General features: G+C 71.3%; 15 protein-coding genes. 8 read left to right on the top strand and 7 right to left on the bottom strand.

The window, feature by feature from the left end; all coding sequences use genetic code 11:
• Positions 1-22 precede the first annotated feature (22 nt).
• A complete protein-coding gene (locus tag OG758_RS24725; RefSeq protein WP_266672633.1) occupies positions 23-1,006 on the bottom strand; it encodes a helix-turn-helix transcriptional regulator in 984 nt (327 codons plus the stop codon).
• Between the two features lie 309 nt (positions 1,007-1,315).
• Here OG758_RS24725 and OG758_RS24720 point away from each other — a divergent pair, with 309 nt between their 5' ends.
• Positions 1,316-1,660, top strand: a complete 345-nt coding sequence (locus OG758_RS24720; RefSeq protein ID WP_326711972.1) for a hypothetical protein — start codon at positions 1,316-1,318, stop codon at positions 1,658-1,660.
• A 101-nt stretch (positions 1,661-1,761) separates the two neighbouring features.
• On the opposite strand, the gene OG758_RS24715 is transcribed toward OG758_RS24720, so the two are convergent.
• Positions 1,762-2,190: a pyridoxamine 5'-phosphate oxidase family protein gene (locus OG758_RS24715; RefSeq protein ID WP_326711971.1), complete on the bottom strand. Its 429-nt coding sequence runs from the start codon at positions 2,188-2,190 to the stop codon at positions 1,762-1,764.
• Positions 2,191-2,331: 141 nt separating this feature from the next.
• Between OG758_RS24715 and clpB the strand changes: the two genes are divergently transcribed.
• Both clpB and OG758_RS24705 read left to right on the top strand, forming a co-directional pair.
• Positions 2,332-4,947, top strand: a complete 2,616-nt coding sequence (gene clpB, locus OG758_RS24710) for an ATP-dependent chaperone ClpB (protein WP_326711970.1) — start codon at positions 2,332-2,334, stop codon at positions 4,945-4,947.
• Positions 4,948-5,141: 194 nt separating this feature from the next.
• Positions 5,142-5,678: a YbjN domain-containing protein gene (locus tag OG758_RS24705; protein WP_266561997.1), complete on the top strand. Its 537-nt coding sequence runs from the start codon at positions 5,142-5,144 to the stop codon at positions 5,676-5,678.
• A gap of 16 nt (positions 5,679-5,694) precedes the next feature.
• Here OG758_RS24705 and OG758_RS24700 read toward each other — a convergent pair whose 3' ends face one another.
• The gene (locus OG758_RS24700; protein ID WP_382060550.1) at positions 5,695-6,906 is read right to left on the bottom strand and encodes a mannosyltransferase family protein; all 1,212 of its coding nucleotides are present in this window, start codon (positions 6,904-6,906) and stop codon (positions 5,695-5,697) included.
• 473 nt (positions 6,907-7,379) lie between these two features.
• Here OG758_RS24700 and OG758_RS24695 point away from each other — a divergent pair, with 473 nt between their 5' ends.
• Together OG758_RS24695 and OG758_RS24690 are read left to right on the top strand one after the other, a co-directional pair.
• On the top strand, positions 7,380-7,619 hold the full coding sequence (locus OG758_RS24695) for a hypothetical protein (protein ID WP_326711969.1): 240 nt from the start codon (positions 7,380-7,382) through the stop codon (positions 7,617-7,619).
• On the top strand, positions 7,613-9,514 hold the full coding sequence (locus tag OG758_RS24690) for an HEXXH motif domain-containing protein (RefSeq protein WP_326711968.1): 1,902 nt from the start codon (positions 7,613-7,615) through the stop codon (positions 9,512-9,514). Before OG758_RS24695 ends, OG758_RS24690 begins: the two co-directional genes overlap by 7 nt.
• Positions 9,515-9,575: 61 nt before the next feature.
• Here OG758_RS24690 and fxsT read toward each other — a convergent pair whose 3' ends face one another.
• The 4 genes from fxsT to OG758_RS24670 all read right to left on the bottom strand — a co-directional run bounded on the left by fxsT (position 9,576) and on the right by OG758_RS24670 (position 17,942).
• Positions 9,576-13,826: an FxSxx-COOH system tetratricopeptide repeat protein gene (gene fxsT / locus OG758_RS24685; RefSeq protein WP_326711967.1), complete on the bottom strand. Its 4,251-nt coding sequence runs from the start codon at positions 13,824-13,826 to the stop codon at positions 9,576-9,578.
• Positions 13,823-14,938 (bottom strand): AAA family ATPase, encoded by a 1,116-nt coding sequence (locus OG758_RS24680; RefSeq protein ID WP_326711966.1) that lies wholly within the window; start codon positions 14,936-14,938, stop codon positions 13,823-13,825. The genes fxsT and OG758_RS24680 overlap by 4 nt, the downstream gene beginning before the upstream one ends.
• A 94-nt stretch (positions 14,939-15,032) precedes the next feature.
• Positions 15,033-16,535 (bottom strand): VMAP-C domain-containing protein, encoded by a 1,503-nt coding sequence (locus tag OG758_RS24675; RefSeq protein ID WP_326711965.1) that lies wholly within the window; start codon positions 16,533-16,535, stop codon positions 15,033-15,035.
• A 219-nt stretch (positions 16,536-16,754) separates the two neighbouring features.
• Positions 16,755-17,942 carry a pyridoxal phosphate-dependent aminotransferase gene (locus OG758_RS24670; protein WP_326711964.1) on the bottom strand — a complete coding sequence of 396 codons (1,188 nt, stop codon included), beginning with the start codon at positions 17,940-17,942 and terminating at the stop codon, positions 16,755-16,757.
• A 345-nt stretch (positions 17,943-18,287) separates the two neighbouring features.
• On the opposite strand from OG758_RS24670, the gene OG758_RS24665 reads away from it, so the two are divergent.
• From OG758_RS24665 to OG758_RS24655, 3 genes are all read left to right on the top strand, one after another.
• Positions 18,288-18,560: a hypothetical protein gene (locus tag OG758_RS24665; protein WP_326711963.1), complete on the top strand. Its 273-nt coding sequence runs from the start codon at positions 18,288-18,290 to the stop codon at positions 18,558-18,560.
• Between the two features lie 799 nt (positions 18,561-19,359).
• Positions 19,360-19,881, top strand: coding sequence for a DUF2617 family protein (locus tag OG758_RS24660; protein ID WP_326711962.1), 522 nt, complete (start codon positions 19,360-19,362; stop codon positions 19,879-19,881).
• Positions 19,882-19,971: 90 nt separating this feature from the next.
• On the top strand, positions 19,972-21,648 hold the full coding sequence (locus OG758_RS24655) for a polyamine aminopropyltransferase (protein WP_382060549.1): 1,677 nt from the start codon (positions 19,972-19,974) through the stop codon (positions 21,646-21,648).
• Positions 21,649-21,659: the final 11 nt, after the last annotated feature.

Raw genomic sequence — 21,659 nt, 5'->3', positions numbered from 1 at the left:
TGTGGCTCTCCTCGGTCGACATTCAGTGATCCTGGTCGAGGATTCCAGACTGCGCTATGAGAAAGCCGAGTTGTGCACGGCTTCCGCTGCCGAGCGCGGCCGCGAGCTTGGCGATGTGGGCTCTGCAGGTGCGTACGTTCATGCCCAGGCGGCGGGCGATGGCCTCGTCCACGTGGCCTTCGATCAGCAGCTTGGCGATCGACCGCTGGACCCCGGTGATGCCGTCGGTCGGGGGCGCGTAGGGGGTCTCCTCCAGGAGGGGGACCGCGCGGCGCCACAGTTGCTCGAAGACCTTGGCCAGGTATTCGACGAGACCCGGATGGCGAAGTTCCAGGGCGACCGGATGCTCTCCGGGGACCGGTATGAACGCGACGGTCCGGTCGAAGACCATCAGCCGCTCTATGAGTTCCTCGAGGGTGCGTATCTCCACGTTGCCCTTGGCCATGTGCTCGGCGTAGACGAGAGTTCCCTGACTGTGCCGGGCCGTGTGCTGGTAGAGCGTGCGCATGGTGATGCCGCGCGCGATGACCGCCTGGCCCCGCTCGAGTGCCTCCGTCAGGGAGTGTTCGCTGCGCCCGCCGCCGGGCTGGACCGTGAGGATCTCGGACTGGCACTCGGCGATGGCGAGTTCGATGGCCGAATTGATCCTGTTGATTCCTTCGAGCACGGTGACGGCGTGTGTGGTGGGCAGATCCTGCGCACTGATGGCCATGAATGGCTCGAAGTAATCGGTCAGTTCGACCGCCAGGCTTCTTCGCTCCTGGATTTCCCGTTCGATGGGGTGGAGGCGCTGTGCCAGGGCGGCGGCGGGAGGAACCGGGCGGAGCCAGCCGGCGTCATCCGGGTCTGGGTGGAGAAGGGCGAAATCCATCAGGCAGGGAGCGGCCGTCACTTCGCTTCGGGCGATGCGTCCAGAACGCAGAGCACTGGCGTACAGCCGCCTGCCCTCGTCGCACAGTTCAGTCGTGGCATGAGGATGTGTCCGATGTGCGTCATTCGTGGTCATAGATCCACCCCCCAGGGTCCTGAACGTGCAGGAACATGATGCATCGATCCTGTGGTGTTTGGATGGCCGAATGAGCCATCGTCTAGTGAGTCGGGGGAGAGAAGCCATGGAAGTGAGGACGAAGCCCACTATGTGCAAGAGAATGCTTCGCTCGGTGATGGCTGTTGCCTTCTCCGCCGGTTTGGCTTTCGGTGTGCTCAGCACCCAGGACCTCTCCTGGAGTGGCACACCCGCCACTCACGTGTCCGCCGGTCAGAACATCGCGCCTCCGGATCTTTCCTGGAGTGTCGCTCCCGTGGACGCGGCCGCATGACCACTCCGCCCGACGACAGAACATTTCGCCGTGAGATGGCGACCGCCTACCGGTCCGGGTGGCATTTCATCGACCTCGCCACGGCGATTCCCCATCGCGGCGATTCGTTGATGGTCACCCTGTTCGGCGAGCCGATCGTCGTCGTGCGGGACGAGTTCGACGACGAGGAGATCCGGGCCTACCGGTGTCTTCGCCGCCCTCGGGGCGCCCCGCAGCCGGTGCGGTGTGCCATCAGATACGGAATGGTCTTCGTCAACCTCGACCAGCGTGACCACCAGCTGGTCCGGGAGGCGGGACCGGAAGTTCCGCGTACCACCTCAGCCACCCCCCGCAGTGCCTGACGCGATTCCCCCGTCGTTGTAGATCGCGCAGGTGCTTCCCCCCCGCAGCGGCGCCACCGTGGACCTGAACACGGTGGCGCCGCTGCAGCTTTGTGCGGCTGTCAGGACGGGGACCCGTTGCCCGTCGCCCGCGTCAGTGTGATCTCGATGGCGACCCGGTCCGGGTTCGGCGCGGGCATGCGCTCGTAGCGCTCCGCGTACCGGCGTACCGCCTCCGCGACGCGGTCCGGCTCCGTACGGACCACCGCGAGCCCCTCAAGGGTCGCCCAGCGCCGGCCGTCGACCTGGCAGACCGCGACCCGGGCCCCGCCCTCCTCCGTCCCCGCCCCCGCGAGCACGTGCAACACCTTCGCGCTCGATTTGTTCGCGATCACCCGAGCGAGACCCGCCTCGGGGTCGTACGTGACGCCGACCGGCACCACGTGCGGGGTGCCGTCGGGGCGCAGGGTCGTCAGCGTGCACAGGTGCCGTTCCCGCCAGAAGCCGAGGAAGGTCGGGTCGGGGTTCAGGGGGTCGCTCCGCTTGGCCATGCTCCGGAAGATATCCCCGGTCACGGACATATCCCGCGCCGGGACACCCGGCTCACGCCCTTGAGTGGAATCGACTCAACTTTGTGTATGCTGACAGGGTCAGTGTGCTGGAGAGGCAGACGCAAGGAGGAGAGTGGGCACGTGGACGCCGAGCTGACGAACCGGAGCCGGGACGCGATCAACGCGGCCACCAGTCGGGCTGTGTCCGCGGGGCACGCGGATCTGACTCCCGCGCATCTGCTCCTGGCGCTTCTCGAGGGCCAGGAGAACGAGAACATCACGGACCTGCTGACGGCCGTCGAGGCCGATCAGGCCGCCGTGCGGTCCGGGGCCGAGCGGGTCCTCGGCGCACTGCCCAGCGTGACCGGCTCGACCGTCGCGCCGCCCGGACCGAACCGGGACCTGCTGGCGGTCATCGCCGACGCGGCGCAGCGCGCCAAGGAGCTCGGGGACGAGTACCTCTCCACCGAGCATCTGCTCATCGGCATCGCCGCGAAGGGCGGCACTGTCGCCGACGTACTGACGGAACAGGGGGCGAGCGCCAAGAAGCTGCTCGCCGCCTTCGAGAAGAGCAGGGGAGGGCGCCGGGTGACCACACCCGACCCCGAGGGCCAGTACAAGGCCCTGGAGAAGTTCGGCACCGATTTCACCGCCGCCGCGCGCGAGGGCAAGCTCGACCCCGTCATCGGGCGCGATCAGGAGATCCGGCGTGTGGTGCAGGTGCTGTCCCGCCGCACGAAGAACAACCCCGTCCTGATCGGTGAGCCCGGCGTCGGCAAGACCGCCGTCGTCGAAGGGCTCGCCCAGCGCATCGTGAAGGGGGACGTGCCGGAGTCGCTCAAGGACAAGCGGCTCGTCTCGCTGGACCTGGGCGCGATGGTCGCCGGCGCGAAGTACCGCGGCGAGTTCGAGGAGCGCCTCAAGACCGTCCTCTCCGAGATCAAGGAGAGCGAGGGGCAGGTCATCACGTTCATCGACGAGCTGCACACGGTCGTGGGGGCCGGCGCGGGCGGCGACTCGTCCATGGACGCGGGCAACATGCTGAAGCCGATGCTTGCGCGCGGCGAGCTGCGCATGGTCGGCGCGACCACGCTCGACGAGTACCGCGAGCGGATCGAGAAGGACCCGGCCCTGGAGCGCCGCTTCCAGCAGGTGCTGGTCGCCGAGCCGACGGTCGAGGACTCGATCGCGATCCTGCGCGGGCTCAAGGGCCGGTACGAGGCCCACCACAAGGTCCAGATCGCCGACAGCGCGCTCGTCGCCGCCGCGTCGCTCTCCGACCGGTACATCACCTCCCGCTTCCTGCCGGACAAGGCCATCGACCTCGTGGACGAGGCCGCGTCCCGGCTGCGTATGGAGATCGACTCGTCGCCCGTCGAGATCGACGAGCTCCAGCGCGCCGTCGACCGGCTGAAGATGGAGGAGCTGGCCCTCTCCAAGGAGACGGATCCGGCCAGCAAGCAGCGCCTGGAGAAGCTGCGGCGCGACCTCGCCGACAAGGAGGAGGAGCTGCGCGGCCTCACCGCCCGCTGGGAGAAGGAGAAGCAGTCCCTCAACCGCGTCGGTGAGCTGAAGGAGAAGCTCGACGAGCTGCGCGGCCAGGCCGAGCGTGCCCAGCGCGACGGCGACTTCGACACCGCCTCCATGCTCCTCTACGGCGAGATCCCCACCCTGGAAAGGGACTTGGAGGCCGCCACGGAGGAAGAGGAGGAGGCGTCCAAGGCCGACACGATGGTCAAGGACGAGGTCGGCCCGGACGACATCGCGGACGTGGTGGCGGCCTGGACCGGCATCCCTGCCGGGCGGCTCCTGGAGGGCGAGACGCAGAAGCTGCTGCGCATGGAGGACGAGCTCGGCAAGCGCCTGATCGGGCAGACCGAGGCCGTACGGGCGGTGTCCGACGCCGTGCGCCGCACCCGCGCCGGGATCGCCGACCCCGACCGGCCGACCGGTTCCTTCCTGTTTCTCGGCCCGACCGGCGTCGGCAAGACCGAACTGGCCAAGGCGCTCGCCGACTTCCTGTTCGACGACGAGCGGGCCATGATCCGCATCGACATGAGCGAGTACGGCGAGAAGCACTCCGTGGCGCGTCTCGTCGGCGCCCCTCCCGGCTACGTCGGGTACGAAGAGGGCGGTCAGCTCACCGAGGCGGTGCGCAGGCGCCCGTACAGCGTCGTCCTGCTCGACGAGGTCGAGAAGGCGCACCCGGAGGTCTTCGACGTCCTGCTCCAGGTGCTCGACGACGGCCGCCTCACGGACGGCCAGGGCCGCACGGTCGACTTCCGCAACACGATCCTCGTACTCACCTCGAACCTCGGCAGTCAGTTCCTGAGCGGACACAGCCTGGTGGAGCCGACGACGAGTGAGGAGCAGAAGAAGCAGCAGGTCCTGGAGGTCGTACGGGCGTCGTTCAAGCCCGAGTTCCTCAACCGGCTCGACGACCTCGTCGTCTTCTCCGCGCTGAACAAGGAGGAGCTGGAGCGGATCGCGAAGCTGCAGATCGGCAGGCTCGCGAAGCGGCTCGCCGAGCGCCGGCTCACCCTGGACGTCTCCGACGCCGCCCTGGCCTGGCTCGCCGAGGAGGGCAACGACCCCGCGTACGGCGCGCGGCCGCTGCGCCGCCTCGTGCAGACGGCGATTGGCGACCGGCTCGCGAAGGAGATCCTCTCCGGCGAGGTCACCGACGGGGACACGGTCCGCGTGGACACCTCCGGGGACGGCCTGAGCGTGGGCCCGGTCACCGGAAAGACGCTGTAACGCGAGGCGAACGCCGATGCCGGACCGGGTCGGGGGCCCTGCCGCCCGGGAAGACGGGCGGCAGGGCCGCTGCTCTGCGGGGGTGATCCCGTCACGCCGTGGCCGCAACTCGGTCCGATCCAACCGGCTGGGGGTTGTCACTTCCCACCCGGCATGGGGGAGGATGGCGGAATCCGTACGAAGGGACCAAGCACGTGAGCATCGACCCGTCCTCGATTCCGAATTTCGGGGGACAGCCCCAGCAGCCGCAGGGCTCAGGACCGGCGGGCCCCGTCGTCCCCGATCAGGACCTCGTCAAGCAGCTCCTCGAGCAGATGGAGCTCAAGTACGTCCTCGACGAAGAGGGTGACCTCGCGGCTCCGTGGGAGGAGTTCCGCACGTACTTCATGTTCCGCGGCGAGGACGACCAGCAGGTCTTCTCGGTGCGGACGTTCTACGACCGCCCGCACGACCTCGAGACCAAGCCGGCGCTCCTCGAGACCATCGACGACTGGAACCGCCGCACCCTGTGGCCCAAGGTCTACAGCCACACCCACGACGACGGCACGGTCCGCCTCATCGGTGAGGCGCAGATGCTCATCGGTACGGGTGTCAGCCTGGAGCACTTCGTGTCGTCGACGGTCAGCTGGGTGCGCGCCGCCATCGAGTTCGACCGCTGGCTGGTCGAGCAGCTCGGCCTGGAGCAGGCCGTGGACTCCGCCGACGACGAGAAGCCGTCCGACGACGAGTAGGCACGTCGGCAACAGATCACAGGGGCCTGTGCGCGAACGCGACCAGATACGTCCCGTACGTAAGTGAGAGCCCGGCCAGGGCGCCCATCACGAGAAGGGCGCTGCGTGGCCGGGCTTTCGCCGTTCGGGCCAGTGCGAGGGCCAGCGGCAGCAGCAGCGGGAACGCGGGCAGCAGGAAGCGCGGCTTGGACGGGAAGAAGCCGGCGCCGCCGAGCGCGATGAGCAGGAGTACGCCGCTGTAGACGATTAGCGGCAGCGGGGCCGCCCGCTCGGCGATGAGCAGCGCGAACAGCAGCACCGCGGCGGCGACGATCAGGAGCGTCACGGAGAAGACGAAGGGGTCGCCCTTGAGCAGCAGTTGCCGTACGACGCGCAGCGCGCCGACGCCGAAGTCGAAGCGCGAGCCCCAGTCCCGCTGCACGCCGAAGTAACCGCCGAGCGGATCGCCTCTTTGGACGCCGACCCACAGGACGTAGCCGGTCCAGCCGAGCGGGGCGATCGCGGCGCCTGTCCACAGCCTGTGGGAAACGTTTCTGCCGCGCTTGTGGATCACCTCGTACGCCGCCGTGACGAGGACCGCGGCGGCGACCGCGAAGCCGTTGGGGCGGGACACCCCGGCCAGCGACGCGAGCGTGCCCGCCCAGATCCACCGGCCGGTCAGGACCGCGTACAGGGACCAGGCGGCGAAGGCGGTGAGCAGCGGCTCGGTGTACGCCATCGTGAGGATCACGGAGTGCGGCAGCAGCCCCCACAGCAGGACCATGAGGACGGCGACGGGCCGCGAGTGCAGGCGCACCCCGATCACGTAGATCCCGGCCGCCGCGGCCAGGGACGCGGTCCAGGCGATGAGCATCCCCGTGGCGCCGCCGCTGAGCGGGAGCACGGTCCGCACCGCGCGGACCAGGCCGGGGTAGAGCGGGAAGAACGCGAGGTCGTTGAAGATGATGCCCGGTTTGTAGTGGACGGAGCGGCCGTAGCCGTTCGCGGCGATCCTCAGGTACCAGAGCGAGTCCCAGGACCGGCCGAGCAGGGTGCCGGAACGCTTTCCGGTCAGCGAGGCGGCGACCGTCATCGCGACGACACCGGTGAGCCGGACCACGGCGAACAGGCCCAGTGCGGTGAGCAGGGGGGCGGCGGCCCTGAGCCGGGCCGAGGGGGGACGTGGTTCGGCGCCGGGCTCCGCGACGGGGACGGTGGCGGGGGCCGGGTCGAGTTGCTGCTGGGTCACATCTCCGCACCCTGCGGGCACCTCGCGGGGCGCGCGAGCCGGGAGGGTCCGCACGGGTGCGGATGGGGGACCGTCGGCGCGGCTGCGTGACAAGAGGCGCTGGGGAGTCCATGTCGGATCGTCAGGAAACCGTGCCCCGGGGGCGAGAGGAATCGTGTACGTGGCGGAGCCGGGGGACCGTGCCTTCGGAACGCATCAATTGCCCCACGGGACACGTCAGTTGAGTGCTCGGTCAACGGCGTGTCGCGGCACCGGATGCCGCCTCCCACGGCCATGAATCGAACAATTCAAGCCTTGATGGCCACCGGAGCCCCTTTCGGCGCGGCTGACCACGGGCCACTATGGGAAGGAGGTGGGTCTGCGCCGCGGGGCCGCGAGCGGGAGCCGACAGGGGGAAGTTTGACGTGAGGACTTCTACGACTGACATCGAGACCGGACTTGTCGATCTCAGCCGTTGGGGCCTTCAGGAGGCCATGGCACTGAGGGACCCACTGGTGGCGGAGGCGCAGCACGCGCTGCTCGAGCATCTGACGGAGTACGCCGTCGGGCAGGTCGTGGGCGGCGGCCAGGACAACCCCTACCTCGGTGCGGGACGGCACAGCGGCACGGCGCCTCAGGAGCCACGGCACGAACACGGGCCGCCCGTGCCGTCCGGCCCGGCATCCCCACGCGACGAGTCCGACGCGCCCGGCCGGCCTGCCCTGCCGTGCTGACACGGCACCACGTGCCGGTCGCCGACCTGGAGGCCATCGCCACCGGCCGCATCACCGCACCCACCGGGACCCGTATCGCGGCGGCGGAACGCAGCCGCCGCATGCTCATGCTGCGGGCCCTGGCCGCCGCGGAGGCGGATCGCGGGACGGACGAGGGCGAAGGGCCGCTACCTCCGCTGGCGCACGCCTTCGAGCTGCTGGCCCGAGCGGAGGCCCTCGATCCGCAGGCCGTGGCGAGCGTGCTCGGGCACCCGCCGGTCGGCGTCTGGGCGGTCCGCCTGCTGGGGCGGCTGCGGGGCGGCGTCGAGCCCCGGCCCGACGAACCCCCGTTGTGGCGTGAGGCGGGCTACGCGCACGCGCTCGCCGCGGCGGCCGCGCTGCGGGCGGGACTTCCCGCGCGCGTCCGCCTGCCCGCCCGCGCGGGCAGGGTGATCCTGCCGACGGTCGGGCACGCCGTACTGGACGACGCCCCCGGCGGCCACGATGTCGCCACGCTGGAGACGGACGGGCGCGGCACCGCCCGCGTCACGCTCGGCCCGCACGCTCTCGAACTGCCCGCCGCGCCGTACCTGCCCGCCCCCGGCTGGCACCCCACGCGCCTGCTGAGCTGGACCCCGCGTGAGCCGGGCCCCGGCGTCCTCCTGGACGACGCCGACCCCTACCGCGACTTCCGGTCCCCCTGGCTGCCCCCGGCCCCGCTCACGGACGGAGAGTCGGACACCTGGCAGCGGCATCTGCACGACGCGGCGCACCTGCTCGGGGCCCGGCACCCGGACGCGGCCCGCACGGTGCCGCTCGTCCTGAACTCACTCGTGCCCCTGCCGGGCATGCCCCGCTTCCGCACCTCCAGCGCCTCGTACGCCGAGGCGTTCGGCAGCGCCCTGGTCTCCCTGCCGCGCGACGCCGTCGACTTCGCGGTCACCCTCGTCCACGAGTCACGGCATTCCGTGCTCAACGGCCTGAGCCACCAGATCCAGCTCGTCGACAGGGCGGCGCGCGGGCCGCGGCAGGACACGCTGCTCTACGCGCCCTGGCGCACCGACCCGCGCCCGCCGTGGGGCCTGCTGCACGGCACGTACGCGTTCACCGGCGTCGCCGACTTCTGGCGCACCGAACGGCACGCCCTCACCGGCCCCCGCGCGGACCTCGCGCACTTCGAGTTCGCCGTGTGGCGCGACGCGGTGGCCATCGCCCTGCGCACGCTGGAGGACCAGCCCGGGCTCACCCCGTGGGGCCGCCGCTTCGTCGACGGGATGGCGCGCCAGGCCGCCCCGTGGGCCGGGGACGACGTACCGGCCGGGGCCCTCGCCCCGGCGCAAGCCGAACTCGCCGATCTGCGGGCCACGTGGTGCAGCCACAACCTCGTGCCCGATCCGGCCGCCACCGGCCTGCTCACCGACCGCCGGCTCGGCGGCGCTTCCGGAGAAGAGGGGACCGCCCCGCCGTCCCGGCTGCGCGGGGACGCGCCGCTGCGTCTGCCCGAACTCCGTTGTGAACTGAGGCGGTTGCACCTCGCCGACGCAGGAACGTTCACCCCGGACACCCTTGCCCGGCTCTCCGGCATCGAACGGTCCTCGGAGCTCCTCGAGGCGGACATGTGCCTCCTGCGCGGCGGGCCGGCGAACGCGGCGCGCGCGGTGGACCGCTACCGCGCCGTCCTGACCGGTGCCCCCGGCACCCGCCCGGCCTGGGTCGGTCTCGGTCTCGCCCTGGAGGCGTCCGGCGAGGGAGCCCCCGCCGCGGCCCTGCTGCACCGCCCTGAGGTGGTGCGGGCGCTCGCCCTGGAGGAGCGGGCCCGCGGCGCGCGGACGCCCGACCCGCTGGAACTGGCCCGCTGGGCGGCGCGGATCCCCGGGCTCACCACGCAGCCCGCGACGGACGTGCCACAGCGCTGACCCCGCCCGGAAGGGTCCCGGGCGGGGTCATGTCGATACCGCCGACGTCACCTCGGCGGCGTCACATCAGCAGCGGGTCGATGTCGCAGTTCGCGGGCCTGCCGTCCGCGGCCGCCGTCGTCGCCGGGTGGTCCTCGCCGAGCGTGCGCCCGTAGCGCTCGGCCGTGTCGGCGTACAGCTCGTCCGCCTCGGCGTCACGCCGCAGCTGCCGCAGCCCGAGCGACAGGTTGAGGGCCGTGGCGAGGGTGATGGGGTGGTCCTCGCCGAGCTTGGTGCGGCACAGGTCGAGGGCCCTCGTGGCGAGCTCCACCGACGCCTGCATCTCGCCGAGCTCGAACAGATCGGCGGCGAGATTCGAGGTGCAGGAAAGGGTGTTGGGGTGGTCCTCGCCGATCAGCTCGATCAGCTTCTCCCGCGAGTCCACGTTGCTCGTCCGGGCCTCCTCGGTCCGCCCGGCCAGGCGCAGACAGATCGCGTGGTTGACGCGTCCCGCGACGGAGTGCGGATGCCCCGGGCCGAGCAGCGCCTCGTACCCCTCGTACCCCTCCTGCCCGAGTTCGAGTGCGCGGGCGAGGTCGCCGCTGTGCCGTACGTCGATGGCGTGCGAGGCGAGCGCGTTCACCGTCTGCGGGTACAGGTCGCCGTAGCGGGTGCGGAACATGACGAGGGACCGGCCCGAGAGCTCCAGAGCCAGGGCGTGCTGGCCGGCGCGCCGTTCGGCCACCGACAGGACCCGGAGCGCGGAGATCGTGTTCGGGTGGGTGTCGCCCATGCTGTTGCGGAAGCGCTCCTCGACGTCCCGCGCCTGGTCGCGGGCCGCCAGGTACTCGCCGCCCTCCTGGAGGTCGAACGTCACCGACGCCATCGTCCCCAGCGTCGACGCCGCGTTCTCGCCGAGCTCGGCGACCTTGCGGCTGTGTGTCATGCGGTCGAGCGCGAGCGCCGCCCGGAAGTGCCCGATGAACCGCAGGTTCAGCGCGTGCCGGTGGGCGCTGAGGAGGGTCGACGGGTCGTTGGGCCCGAAGAGGCGCTCGCAGGTCTCGAAGGCGTGCCTGTCGAGTTCGAGCGCCGCCTGGAAGTCGCCGCGCAGCCGCAGGTCCCAGGCGAGCATGCTGGTGATGTCGATCGTCGACTCGTGCTCGGGGCCGAGGACCTGGGTCATCCCGGCCAGCGTCCGCTGGTCGAGTTCGTACGCCTCCGAGTAGCGGCCCAGGATGCGCAGTGCGTCGGTGAAGAACTTGGCCGCGGCGAGTACGTGCTCGGCGTTGTCCCCGTCGGCCGCGCGCCAGGTGGCGTACGTCTCCCTGGCCAGGTCGAGGGAGCCCTGATGGTCACCCCAGTAGTACATGTACTGGATCTCGTTCAGGACGAGTTGCCGTACCCACGGGTCCGTCGACTCGACGGCCCGGCTGTTGAGGACGTGCGGCAGCAGGTCGCCGTACTGCTGCCACCGGTGGGACGCGGCGGGCTCACCGGAGTCGTCCCTGGCGAGCAGGCGGTGGGCGCCGGCGCGCATCTGCGACTTCAGCGGCTCCGCCATCTGGTTGATGAGGACGCGCTGGACCAGTCGGTGCAGCTGGATGGTGTTGGTGTTGTGGTTGATGCGCGCCAGCGCGTAGCGGTTGATCTCGCGGATGGCGCGGCCGAGCCGGATCGGGTCACTGAGTGCCGCGCTGAGCTCCGGGGGCACGGGGGCGTCGCGGACGCCGGTGAGCAGGCGCCGGGAGATCGGCTCGGGCGCGAAGAAGGCACACAACTGGAGGAGTTGAAGAGCCGCGGGATGGTTCTTGCGCAGCCGGTCCAGGGACACGTTCCAGGCGGCGGCGACGGACAGCGGATAGTCCACCGGCGGGTCGCTGACCATCAGCTCGTTGGCCTGCTGCTCGAACATGCGCAGGTACTCGTCCGCGGGCATGCCTGTCTCGGCCAGCCATACGGCGGCCTGCTCGATGCCGAGCGGCAGGTCGCCGAGGGTCTCGGCGAGCCGGTCCGCGGTCGCGTTGTCCAGGTTCGGTGCTCTCATCTGGAGCAGCGAACGGCTCTCCTCGCGGGTGAACACGTCGACCTCCAGGGGGCGCGCCGACGAGGCCCACTGCGCGTTCCGTGAGGTGACGAGGATGCGGCCCGGGCCGTTGGTCGGGAAGAACTCCCGTACGGATTCGGGGTCTTCCGCGTTGTCGAAGATGAGGAGCCAGTTCTTGAACGGTTCGCCGACGCGCAGGGCCTCGATGACGGCCGGTACCGCCGTGTTCGCCTCGCCGCTGCCGACGTTCAGACCGAGCCGGTTGGCCAGCTGGACGAGGAACTGCCGGATCTGCTGCGGCTGTTCGGCGGGGATCCACCACACGATCTGGTACTCGTTCAGATGCCGGTACACGTACTCGACCGCGAGCTGGGACTTCCCGACGCCGCCCATGCCCTGGAGCGCCTCGGGCAGTACTGCCGTGGTTCCTTCCTGGAGCCTGCTGTGCAGGTCGTCCAGGAGCTGGACCCGACCGGTGAAGGCACGGTTTCGGGGAGGGACGTTGCCCCAGACGGGGGGCGGCTTCTGCAGCGCGTCACCCCTTGACCCGGCCTGGGTGGACTGCAAGCCGCTCACTTCTTCGACCCCTTCTTCGTTGCCGGTGTCCGGCGGGGCGGTGGGCTCGGCCCCACCGCCTGACTGACTGGGTTCTCCGGAGGCTGTGGCCACCGGAGGTGGAGGTTCGTCGAGGCGTGCCTCAAGTTCTCTGGCGGCGGTGGCATGTGGTCCGGCCATGGCCGCGAAAGCGGGCAGAATAGACGAAATCCATGGCCGTAAAGCTTCCATGGAGACACTCCGCGCGCGATCCGGCTCGCGCAGAAGGGCGACGCCTTCCCCATACGCCGGTACGGCGACCGCCAAATGGTCCAAGGCGAGCATCAGCGCGCGGGCCGTCTCGCCGCGCGTCCCGTCCGAGAGCAGCTCCCGCCGCACGCCGTCGCCGAATTCGAGCTCGACGCCCGGCCCGGCACTCTCGCCCGGCTCGGCCTCCGTGCGCCGCAGCAGCCCGCTCAGGAGCAGTTCCGCCACGTGCCAGTTCCGCGCCCCGGGGATCAGCCCCTCCTGGAGCAGGCGCAGCACGTCGAGGTTGAGCGGGACGGCCGCGGAGAGGCGGGCCAAGTGGTACGCGGTGGGGGAGAGCTGAGCCCGCACGGTCTTGACCTGGACGTCGGCGGGCAGCGTGACGGCGGGCCTGCGCGCGACGGCGGTCTCGTCGCCGGGCGTCCGGTCCAGGACGCGCACGGTGTAGCCGCCCTTGCTGTCGTGCGCGAGGAAGCGGGCGAGGCCGCCGATCCCTTCGGGGGTCAGCGTCACGACGGGCAGCCGGACCCCGTCGCACGCGTCGGGCTCCGAGAGGTCGGCGGTGGGCATGACCAGGCCCACTGGCTCGGCCGTCCAGGTGCGGTTGGGGGACGCGGGGCGCGGGCTGGTCAGCAGGAGGCTGCTGGTCTGCGTGCCCGCCCTCGCCCAGACGTGCTCGGGCAGCACATGGACGATCGCGACGGGCATCGTGCGGCCCCACCGGGCGAGCCTGCGCCGGGCGCGGCCGTCGCCCCAGTGATCGGCGTGCAGATCGGTGAGGACGAGGACCAGATGCCTGCCGTCGGTGCCTCCGGCGACCTCGCCACCGGAGCCGTCCTCCTGCCAGCGCACGGTCCGTACGTCACGGAAGGCGCCCGAGCAGTGCAGGGTCTCGGCGAGGCGCTGCGCGGTGTGCGACCACAGCCGCATCGAGTCGCCCGAGTCCACCAGGAGCGTCACGGTCAGCCAGCGCTCCTGGTCCGGCTCCAGCTGGGGCAGCCACATGCCGGTCTCGGCGTGCAGCTCGGCGGTGGCCTCCTCGTTCAGGAAGACCTGGCTCCGGGAGGCGATACGCCGCTTCAGCGGATTCAGCGCCTTCTCGATCTCCCGCGAGCGGTCGAGCGCGAAGCCGTTCCCGAGGCTCATGAGGAGCGAGTCCACATGGCCGCCGGGATCCGGTTCCGGTGCCGGCGGCCCGGTCAGGGGGGCGGGCTGCTCTACGGGTTCCTCCGTGAGCTCCGGCACGGGGGCGTCGAGGTCCTCGGGGCTCGGGTGTTCCCCCTCGGGCGCTTCGGGCAGCTCGACCGGCCGGCCCGGCCGTGGCCTGGCGCGCTGGGCGTCCTTCAGCCGCAGCCAGCGCTGCGCGGCGAGCCACACGACCTCGCCCGCCTCGTACCAGTGCGGCTGCGGGGACGCCTCGGCCAGCGATGCGGCACCCGGCCCGATACCGTCACCCGCCACGCCGCCGTGGGAGGGCGACCGGTTCATCCAGTGCCGACCTCGTCGAGCCGTCGCCACAGCGCGTGCAACAGCGTGCTCATGGACCCCTCGTCGGGGCCCGCGGGCGTGGTGCGCAGGAACTCCGAGTTGAGGAGCTGGTCCGCGGCGAGCGAGCCGCCGGTCCTCGCGTGGCTGAGGAAGTCGCGGATCATCGCCGTGCGGCCCTCGTCGTCCTGCGAGAGCTGTGCCGCCAGCATGGCCGCGAGCTGGCCCGCGTCGGGCGCGGGGAGATCGAGGTAGAGGCAGCGCCGCAGCAGCGCGGGCGGCAGCGTGCGCTCGCCGTTGCTCGTGATCACGACGACGGGGAACGCGGCGCAGCGCACCGCTCCGTGGTGGATGACCGCCGTGCCGTCCGGGTCGTCCGTGTGCACCTCGGCGTCCGGGAGCCTGGAGCGCACGCGGGCCAGCTCCGGGATGCGGAACTCGCCCTCTTCGAAGACGCTCAGCAGGTCCCCCGCGAGGTCCGTGTCGGACTTGTCGAACTCGTCGACGAGCAGGACGCGCGGGGTCTTACGGGGCAGCAACGCCGTTCCCAGTGGGCCCAGTTGGACGTAGTCGCCCAGGTTGTTCAGGCCGTCCGGGTCGGGTGCCGGATCACCGGCGGCGCCGGCTTCGGAGCCGCGCAGGGCGCTGCGGGTGGCCGCTTCCTGCACTCTGCCGATGGCGTCGTACGCGTAGAGGCCCTCTTTGAGGGTGCTGCGGCTGGTGATCGACCAGCGCAGGACGCGGCCGAGGGAGAGTTCACGGCTGATGCAGTGGGCGAGGCTCGACTTCCCGATGCCGGGAGGGCCCGCGACGATCAGCGGCCTGCGCAGGAACAGCGCGGCATTGACGAGATCGAGTTCCTGCTCGGACGCCTTGCGGACGACCGGGCCGTCCGGCGGGCCGAGGCGGCGGGTGAATTCGTCCTCGTCGCCCGGGGGTGGATCGGAGATCAGGGGTGCGCCGGTGAAGCGGCGCCAGGGCGGGGGCGGGGGTAACTCGCGGGACACGGGCTCCTTGCCGCGGGGCCTCGCCGTGCCTCGGTAGATGCGCCATGCGCCGGGGTCGGCCGCGGCGCCGTCGGCCTGTGCCGGAACGTGCGGATCCCTGTCGGCCATCGACCGTTCCCCCTCACCCTGGTTCGTGCCCGGTCGGTGCACGTCCGTACTCCCCAACCGCCCTGGCCCGAACACCTGGTTGGGCCGGAAGTCTTCAACTCGCTGATTCCGGTACTTCGGGAAGGCGGCTCGGATCGTCCCACAGCACAGCGATACGAGAGTCGATGGAACCCTCCGGCCCATCGTCGCGTGTTCCGGGAGAGAAGCGCAAGCGCGTGACCGTCTCCAACAAGTCGTCCCAGGCACCCGTTTCGGCGAGCCTGTGGAGTTCCGCGTGCTCGGTGTCGTCGAGGGGTCCCTGGTGAGCCCAGAGCAGCACCGGCAGGCCCGCCTGGAGGCCGAGCGTCAGCTCGCTGAGCCCGTGTTCCGAGTCGGGCGACGACCCAAGAGTCATCAGCACAATGGCCTGATTGTGCTTCAACTTGGCGTAGAGCGCCTGCTGTTGGGACCCGGCGCCGGTTTCGCACCGGTGCACGCGCCCCGCGCCCCCGCTCCTCAGCACCTCCCAGCGCGCGTTCCACACCCGGTGGACCTGGCGCGCCTCCATCCGCTCCAGACTGCGTATGACGACCTTGTAGTCCATGCCCAGCGGAGGGCGGAACGGGGCCGACGTGCCGAGGCCGGGCTGCCGCGACCCGAAGGGGGTCGGCCGGGTCCAGTCCTCCACCGGTGTGTTCGCCATCGCCAGGGAGAGGATGAACTCCACGACGATGCCGCCGTGGTGGTTGCGCAGCCGCTCTTCCTCCCGGTCGACGAGGGTGGCGACCCAGTCGGGCACCTCTGTCAGGCGCAGCTCCCGGTCGTCCCGCTGGCGCGGCTCCCACGCGTTGCCGGGGCTCGTCCAGCAGGTGAGTGCGACACGGTCGGGTGACTCGGTCAACGGCTGGAGCCGGATCACCAGGAAGGCTTCACGGCCGGGGTCTCTTCGCCAGCTCCCGGTGGAGGAGCGGACGGCGTCGAGCATGCGCTGCCCCTCTGGTCCCGCGTCGGCGAGGGAACGGATGTGGCGGCTGAGCCAGACCCGGAGCGGGTCGCCGCGCTCCGGGCCGACCAGATAGGCCAGTTCGTGTAGGAAGCGCACGCTCCTCGGTATCCCGTCCGAGGGAACGTTGCACTGCTCCAGGAGCTCGTACGCCTCGCGTGCCGTACGGGTCGTCCTCGGCAGCGGCCCGAAGCTGTCCCCGGCCACATGGCGGAACAGGTCGGCGAGGTCCGGCACGGAGCCGCGGTCCAGGCCGCTCAGGAGCGGGTCGAGCGCGGCCCGCTGCGCCGGGTCGCCGGCCGGCGGCAGCGGCGACTCCACGAGGGCGGACGCCTGGAGCGAGGCCAGATCGTCGTCCGCCAGGTACCGGACGGCCTCCACGAGCCGCAGCCAGCCCTGGGGCACCGCGCCGAACACCCGCACCATTTCGACGATGTGCGGCTTCTTCTCGCCGAACTCGGCCACGGACAGGCGCTGTCCGAGCCGGTGCAGCGCCCGGTCCACGCACATCCGGCGGCTGCGCCGGTCCTCCATGACGGACACCCGCATCAGCGCCTCCACGAGCTGCTCTTCGCTCGCGGGAAAGGCCGGGTACGGGGACGGGCGCTCAGGCATGGCCGTCTCGGCGGTTGCGCCACCGGATGGCACCCGTCGGATGAATGTCCGCAGTCGGTCGAGCCACTTCCACGTGTCCCCCTCACGCGTCCCCGCGGCAGCGGTCGTACTGTCGCTGCCCGAGCCAGCAAGGGTATGACGAAGAGCCGCGTGTGGGTACGGTCGCAACCGTCCCATTTGGATCACGCGTTCATCGGGGTACCGCTTCGGACCCGCGTCTCAGGCGAGCTTCTTGAGGCGGTCGACCGCCTCTTCGAGCACCGGGATCCGCTTGCAGAACGCGAACCGTACGAAGGGGGCGCCCGCCTCGCGGTGGTCGTAGAACACCGCGTTCGGGATGGCGACGACGCCCGCGCGTTCGGGCAGCGCGCGGCAGAACGCGAAGCCGTCGCTCTCGCCGAGCGGGCGGATGTCGGTGGTGACGAAGTACGTGCCCGCGGGCCGGAACACCTCGAAGCCGGCCGCCGCGAGACCGTCCGCGAGGAGGTCGCGCTTGGCGCTCATGTCGGCGCGGAAGGCGTCGTAGTACGAGTCGGGCAGGGCGAGTGCCTCGGCGACCGCGTACTGGAAGGGGCCGGACGCGACGTAGGTGAGGAACTGCTTGGCCGAGCGGACCGCGGTGACCAGCTCGGGTGAGGCGGTCACCCAGCCGACCTTCCAGCCCGTGAACGAGAAAGTCTTGCCGGCGGACCCGATGGTCACCGTGCGCTCTCGCATGCCGGGGAGCGTGGCGAGCGGGATGTGCCCGGCGTCGCCGAACGTCAGGTGCTCGTACACCTCGTCCGTGATCACCAGGAGGTCGCGTTCGACGGCGAGGGCCGCGATCGCGGTGAGTTCCTCGCGCGTGAGGACGGTGCCGGTGGGGTTGTGCGGGGTGTTGATGAGCAGGAGGCGGGTGCGGTCGGTGACCGCGGCGCGCAGCTCGTCCAGGTCGAGCCGGAAGGCGCCGGCGTCGGGGCGCAGGGTGACGGGGACGCGGGTGCCGCCCGCCAGCGCGATGCTCGCCGCGTACGAGTCGTAGTACGGCTCCAGCGCGACGACCTCGTCGCCGGGTTCGACCAGGGCGAGCAGCGAGGCGGCGATGGCCTCGGTGGCGCCGGCCGTGACGAGCACCTCGCGGTCCGGGTCGAAGGACAGGCCGTAGCGGTGCTCCTGGTGGGCGGCGATCGCGGTGCGCAGTTCGGGGACGCCGGGGCCCGGCGGGTACTGGTTGCCGCGGCCGTCGCGCAGCGCCCGTACGGCCGCCTCGCGGATCTCCTCGGGGCCGTCCGTGTCGGGGAAGCCCTGGCCGAGGTTGATCGAGCCGGTCGCCGTGGCCAGCGCGGACATCTCCGCGAAGATCGTGGTCCCGAACTCGGCGAGACGGCGGTTGAGCAGGGGGCGCGCGCTGGAGGTCATGGCCGCCATCCTGCGCCGAACGTCCGGAGTTCCTCAACTCACCTTCAGGACGGGGTGCCGCGCCGCCGCCCGACGGTTTTCCCTATTCCGACATGTACTTCGCATTGCCGTTTATGCATCTATTCACCATATATAGTGCGCCTGCGTGTGCTGTCTGGCACGAGGCGTCTGGCCTGCCGCCGCCGGTCACACGCCGACACCCGGACACCCGGACACCCGGACACGGAATCGGAGACATCGGTGAGCAGAGAAAAGGCGCAGCAGCTTCCCGTGACCGCACCGCCGGGACGGAGGCGGGCGGCGTTCGGCGGGGGCAGGCGGTGGTGGGGCGTGGGCACCGCCACGGTCCTGTGCATGGCGCTGGCGCTGGCCGGGCTCGTACTGCTCCCGGCGGGTGCGGCTGCGACTACGGCTGGGGCTGCGGCTGCGGCTGCGGCTGGGGCGAAGGCGCCTCGTGCGGTCGGTCTGACGCGGACGTTCACCTTCACCGGCGCCCCGGAGAGCTTCACCCTTCCGGCGAACGTGACGGCGACCATCACCGCGGACGGCGCCGGCGGGTACAACGGCGGCGACGGTAATAGCGCCATCACCACCGGCTCCGCGGGCGGCGGCGGGGCTTCGCCCTGAAAGACCCTCAGAAGTTCCTCAACTCTGCTTTGACGGGGCACGGGCCCGGGAATCCCCGAGTCACGCCCGACGGGGGCGTTCTCGGGGGAATGAGAGGAAGGTGAGGGCGTGATCATCGGAGCCATCATCTTTGGACTTGTGATCGTGGGCATCGTCGTGGCCGTGTCGTCCGCGGGCGGCTCGGGCAAGGTGCGGAGCGGGAAGACGTCACTGAGGAAGGGCCGGTCGGGCCGCTCCAGCAGCAGCAGCAGCAGCTGGTGGGCGGGCGGCGGCGGTGCGGTGAGCGGGTATTCCTGTTCGTCCGGCAGCTCCGGCAGCTCCGGCGGACACCACGGGCACTCCTGCGGCGGCGGATCCTCGTGCGGGAGCGGAAGCTCCTGCGGAGGCGGGTCCTCCTGCGGCGGCGGGGGCGGGTGCGGCGGCGGAAGCTGACCGCGCCACCAGGACACGTACGGCCCACAGGGAGGCGGCTGACACGGGGCAGCCGGTCCGCGTGGGCCGTACGTATGCGGGGGACGGCGGGAGCAGCGTGTGACGCTCAGGGCGCCATATGCGCCTGGAATGGTCCGTTGCGCGGGAACGGTACGCAAGTTGCCCGGAGAAGTTGAACAGTTGAGCTGTGGGGTCCCCGGAGGGGATGGAAACCCGGCGAAGTTGGGTAAAAACGCTGTGGTGGCGCCACCGTTCATGATTCCCTCTTAACCGTCAAAGCGGCCCTCGTACGATCTCGTGGGCACGTGCCGGCCCTCCCCCTTCAGCGCCGGCCTCACCTCCTTTTGCGTGTTAGCGGAGCCGACCCATGCTCACGACCCTGAACACCGCCTACACCGACACACGCGCGGACGACCTGGCCTGGGCTCTCGGCCGCGAACCACTGCCCGCGCTCGCCACGCTCGAACTCGAACTCGAAGGCACTCAGCTGCAGTTGAGACTCCTCGGCGCCTCGCACCAGGTACTCCTGGAGGAGGAGCGGGGCAGCTGCTCCGAGACCGTCGCCTGCATCCCGGGCAGCAGCACCCCGCTGCCGCTCGGCGTCGCCAAGCGCGTCGGCGACTGGGAGTACGAGTTCGCGGCACATGTCGAGACCCTCTCCGAGGGCTCGTTCGCGGGCCGCGCACAGGAACTCATCGCGCTGGTGGCCGACCATCCCAACGGTCTCGCCGGGGTGTTCCCCGGCAGCCCGCACGCCTTCACCGCGCTGCTCGCCCACCGACAGGACGGTCAGGTGCGCTGGCGGACCTGGCACGCCTACCCGCAGGAGGGTCAACTCGTCGTCACCCGGACCCGGGTGGGTGTGCGGACCCCGGCCGCGATGCTGTGACGCCCTGGGTCGCAATCCATGCGCGCACGGGCCCACTTCCACACGTGTGGGTGACCGGGCGGAGTTGTGCGGTGACGTAGCGTTCGCAAGGTGATCGAGCCGCGCACCCCCGTCCAGTCCGGCGTCCCGCGCGCCCGGAGCGAGGAGGGCAGGGCGCCCCTTCCCGTGGCCCCTCTTCCCGTGGCCCCTCTTCCCGTGAAACCGGCGACGGGGCGGTTCCTCGTGCTCGCGGGCGTCTTCCTCTGCGCGGCCTGCGGACTCGTGTACGAACTCGAACTGGTCGCGCTCGCCTCGTACTTGATCGGCGACTCGGTCACCCAGGCGTCCGTCGTCCTGTCCGTGATGGTCTTCGCCATGGGGATCGGCTCGCTCGGGGCCAAGCGGCTGCGGCTGCGGGCCGCCGCCGGGTTCGGCGCGGTCGAGGCCGTGCTCGCACTGGTCGGCGGGTGCAGCGCGATGGCGCTCTACGCCGCGTTCGCCTGGACCGGCGACTGGGGCGGGTCCTGGGCGGGCGGCTCGCGCTATCTCCTCGTCGGGTTCTCCCTCGCCATCGGTGTGCTCATCGGCGCCGAAGTGCCCCTCCTGATGGTGCTCATCCAGCGGATCAGACGGCAGGACCCCGGCGGCGCCGTCGCCGACCTGTTCGCCGCCGACTACGTGGGCGCGCTCGTCGGCGGGCTCGCCTTCCCGTTCCTGCTGCTGCCGATGCTCGGGCAGCTGACGGGCGCGCTGCTGACCGGCGCGGTCAACGCGCTGGCGGGCGGCGCCCTCGTGCTCGGCCTGTTCCGCAGGGACCTCACGCGCCGCGGCCGCTGGACGCTCCTCGTGGCGAACGTCGTCGTGCTCGGCCTCCTCGCCTCCGCCGCGGCCCTCGTCGACGACTTCGAGCGGGCCGCCCGGCAGGCCATGTACGGCAAGGACGTACGCGTCGCCGTCCAGAGCGGCGTACAGGAGATCGTCGTCACCGGCGGGAAGCACGAGCCGTTCAACCTCTACCTCGACGGGCGCCTGCGCGTCAGCGGACGCGACCAGCAGCGCTACCACGAGGCCCTCGTGCGGCCCGCGATGGACGGACCGCACGCGCGCGTGCTCATCCTCGGCGGCGGTGACGGCCTCGCCGCCCGCCAGGTCCTGCGCTTCCCCGGGGTGCGGCAGGTGGACATCGTGGAGATCGACCCGGGCGTCGTACGCCTCGCGAGAAACGATCCGCCGCTCGGCGCGCTCAACGGGCACGTCTACGAGGACCCGCGCGTGCGGGCCGTGACCGAGGACGCCTTCCGCTGGCTGCGCGGGCCCCACGCCCCGTACGACGTGGTGATCTCCGATCTGCCCGACCCCGGGATCACGGCCAGCACGAAGCTGTACTCGCAGGAGTTCTACGGCCTGGCGGCCCAGGTCCTCGCCCCGGACGGGCGGCTCGCCGTGCACGCCGGGTCGCTGTCGTCGCGGCCCCGCGTGTTCTGGACGGTCGACGCGACGCTGCGCGCGGCGGGCCTGCGGACGGTGCCGTACTGGGTGGGCACGGGCGCACCGCCGGCCCCGGCCGCGCGTCAGCACGGGGCGTGGGACCGGCTCACCGGGATCGCCGACGGGCCCGACCGGACGCTCGACGGGACGCGGGCGCCGAGCGACTGGGGGTTCGAGCTCGCGGGCCCGCGACCGCTGCCGGAGGGGGCCGTGCCGCGCGAGCGGGTGCGGGCGGCGGAGCGTTCGAGGATCACCGGACTCGCGCCGTCGACCTTGGTTCATCCGCGGTACGCCGACTGAGTACGGGCCGA

Origin of the sequence: Streptomyces sp. NBC_01474, from assembly GCF_035918215.1 — a bacterium.
Classification (GTDB): domain Bacteria; phylum Actinomycetota; class Actinomycetes; order Streptomycetales; family Streptomycetaceae; genus Streptomyces; species Streptomyces aureus.
Note: the sequence above shows the minus strand (reverse complement) of the source record. Positions and strands in the feature narration are given on the sequence as shown.

What these genes read in the sequence shown, in the direction of transcription:
- OG758_RS24695 (WP_326711969.1), top strand. Translation starts at nt 7,380, where the DNA reads ATGGCACTGAGGGACCCACTGGTGGCGGAGGCGCAGCACGCGCTGCTC.
- OG758_RS24665 (WP_326711963.1), top strand. Translation starts at nt 18,288, where the DNA reads ATGGCGCTGGCGCTGGCCGGGCTCGTACTGCTCCCGGCGGGTGCGGCT.
- fxsT (WP_326711967.1), bottom strand. Translation starts at nt 13,826, where the DNA reads ATGAACCGGTCGCCCTCCCACGGCGGCGTGGCGGGTGACGGTATCGGG.
- OG758_RS24720 (WP_326711972.1), top strand. Translation starts at nt 1,316, where the DNA reads ATGACCACTCCGCCCGACGACAGAACATTTCGCCGTGAGATGGCGACC.
- OG758_RS24675 (WP_326711965.1), bottom strand. Translation starts at nt 16,535, where the DNA reads ATGCCTGAGCGCCCGTCCCCGTACCCGGCCTTTCCCGCGAGCGAAGAG.
- OG758_RS24680 (WP_326711966.1), bottom strand. Translation starts at nt 14,938, where the DNA reads ATGGCCGACAGGGATCCGCACGTTCCGGCACAGGCCGACGGCGCCGCG.
- OG758_RS24725 (WP_266672633.1), bottom strand. Translation starts at nt 1,006, where the DNA reads ATGACCACGAATGACGCACATCGGACACATCCTCATGCCACGACTGAA.
- OG758_RS24715 (WP_326711971.1), bottom strand. Translation starts at nt 2,190, where the DNA reads ATGGCCAAGCGGAGCGACCCCCTGAACCCCGACCCGACCTTCCTCGGC.
- OG758_RS24660 (WP_326711962.1), top strand. Translation starts at nt 19,360, where the DNA reads ATGCTCACGACCCTGAACACCGCCTACACCGACACACGCGCGGACGAC.
- OG758_RS24670 (WP_326711964.1), bottom strand. Translation starts at nt 17,942, where the DNA reads ATGGCGGCCATGACCTCCAGCGCGCGCCCCCTGCTCAACCGCCGTCTC.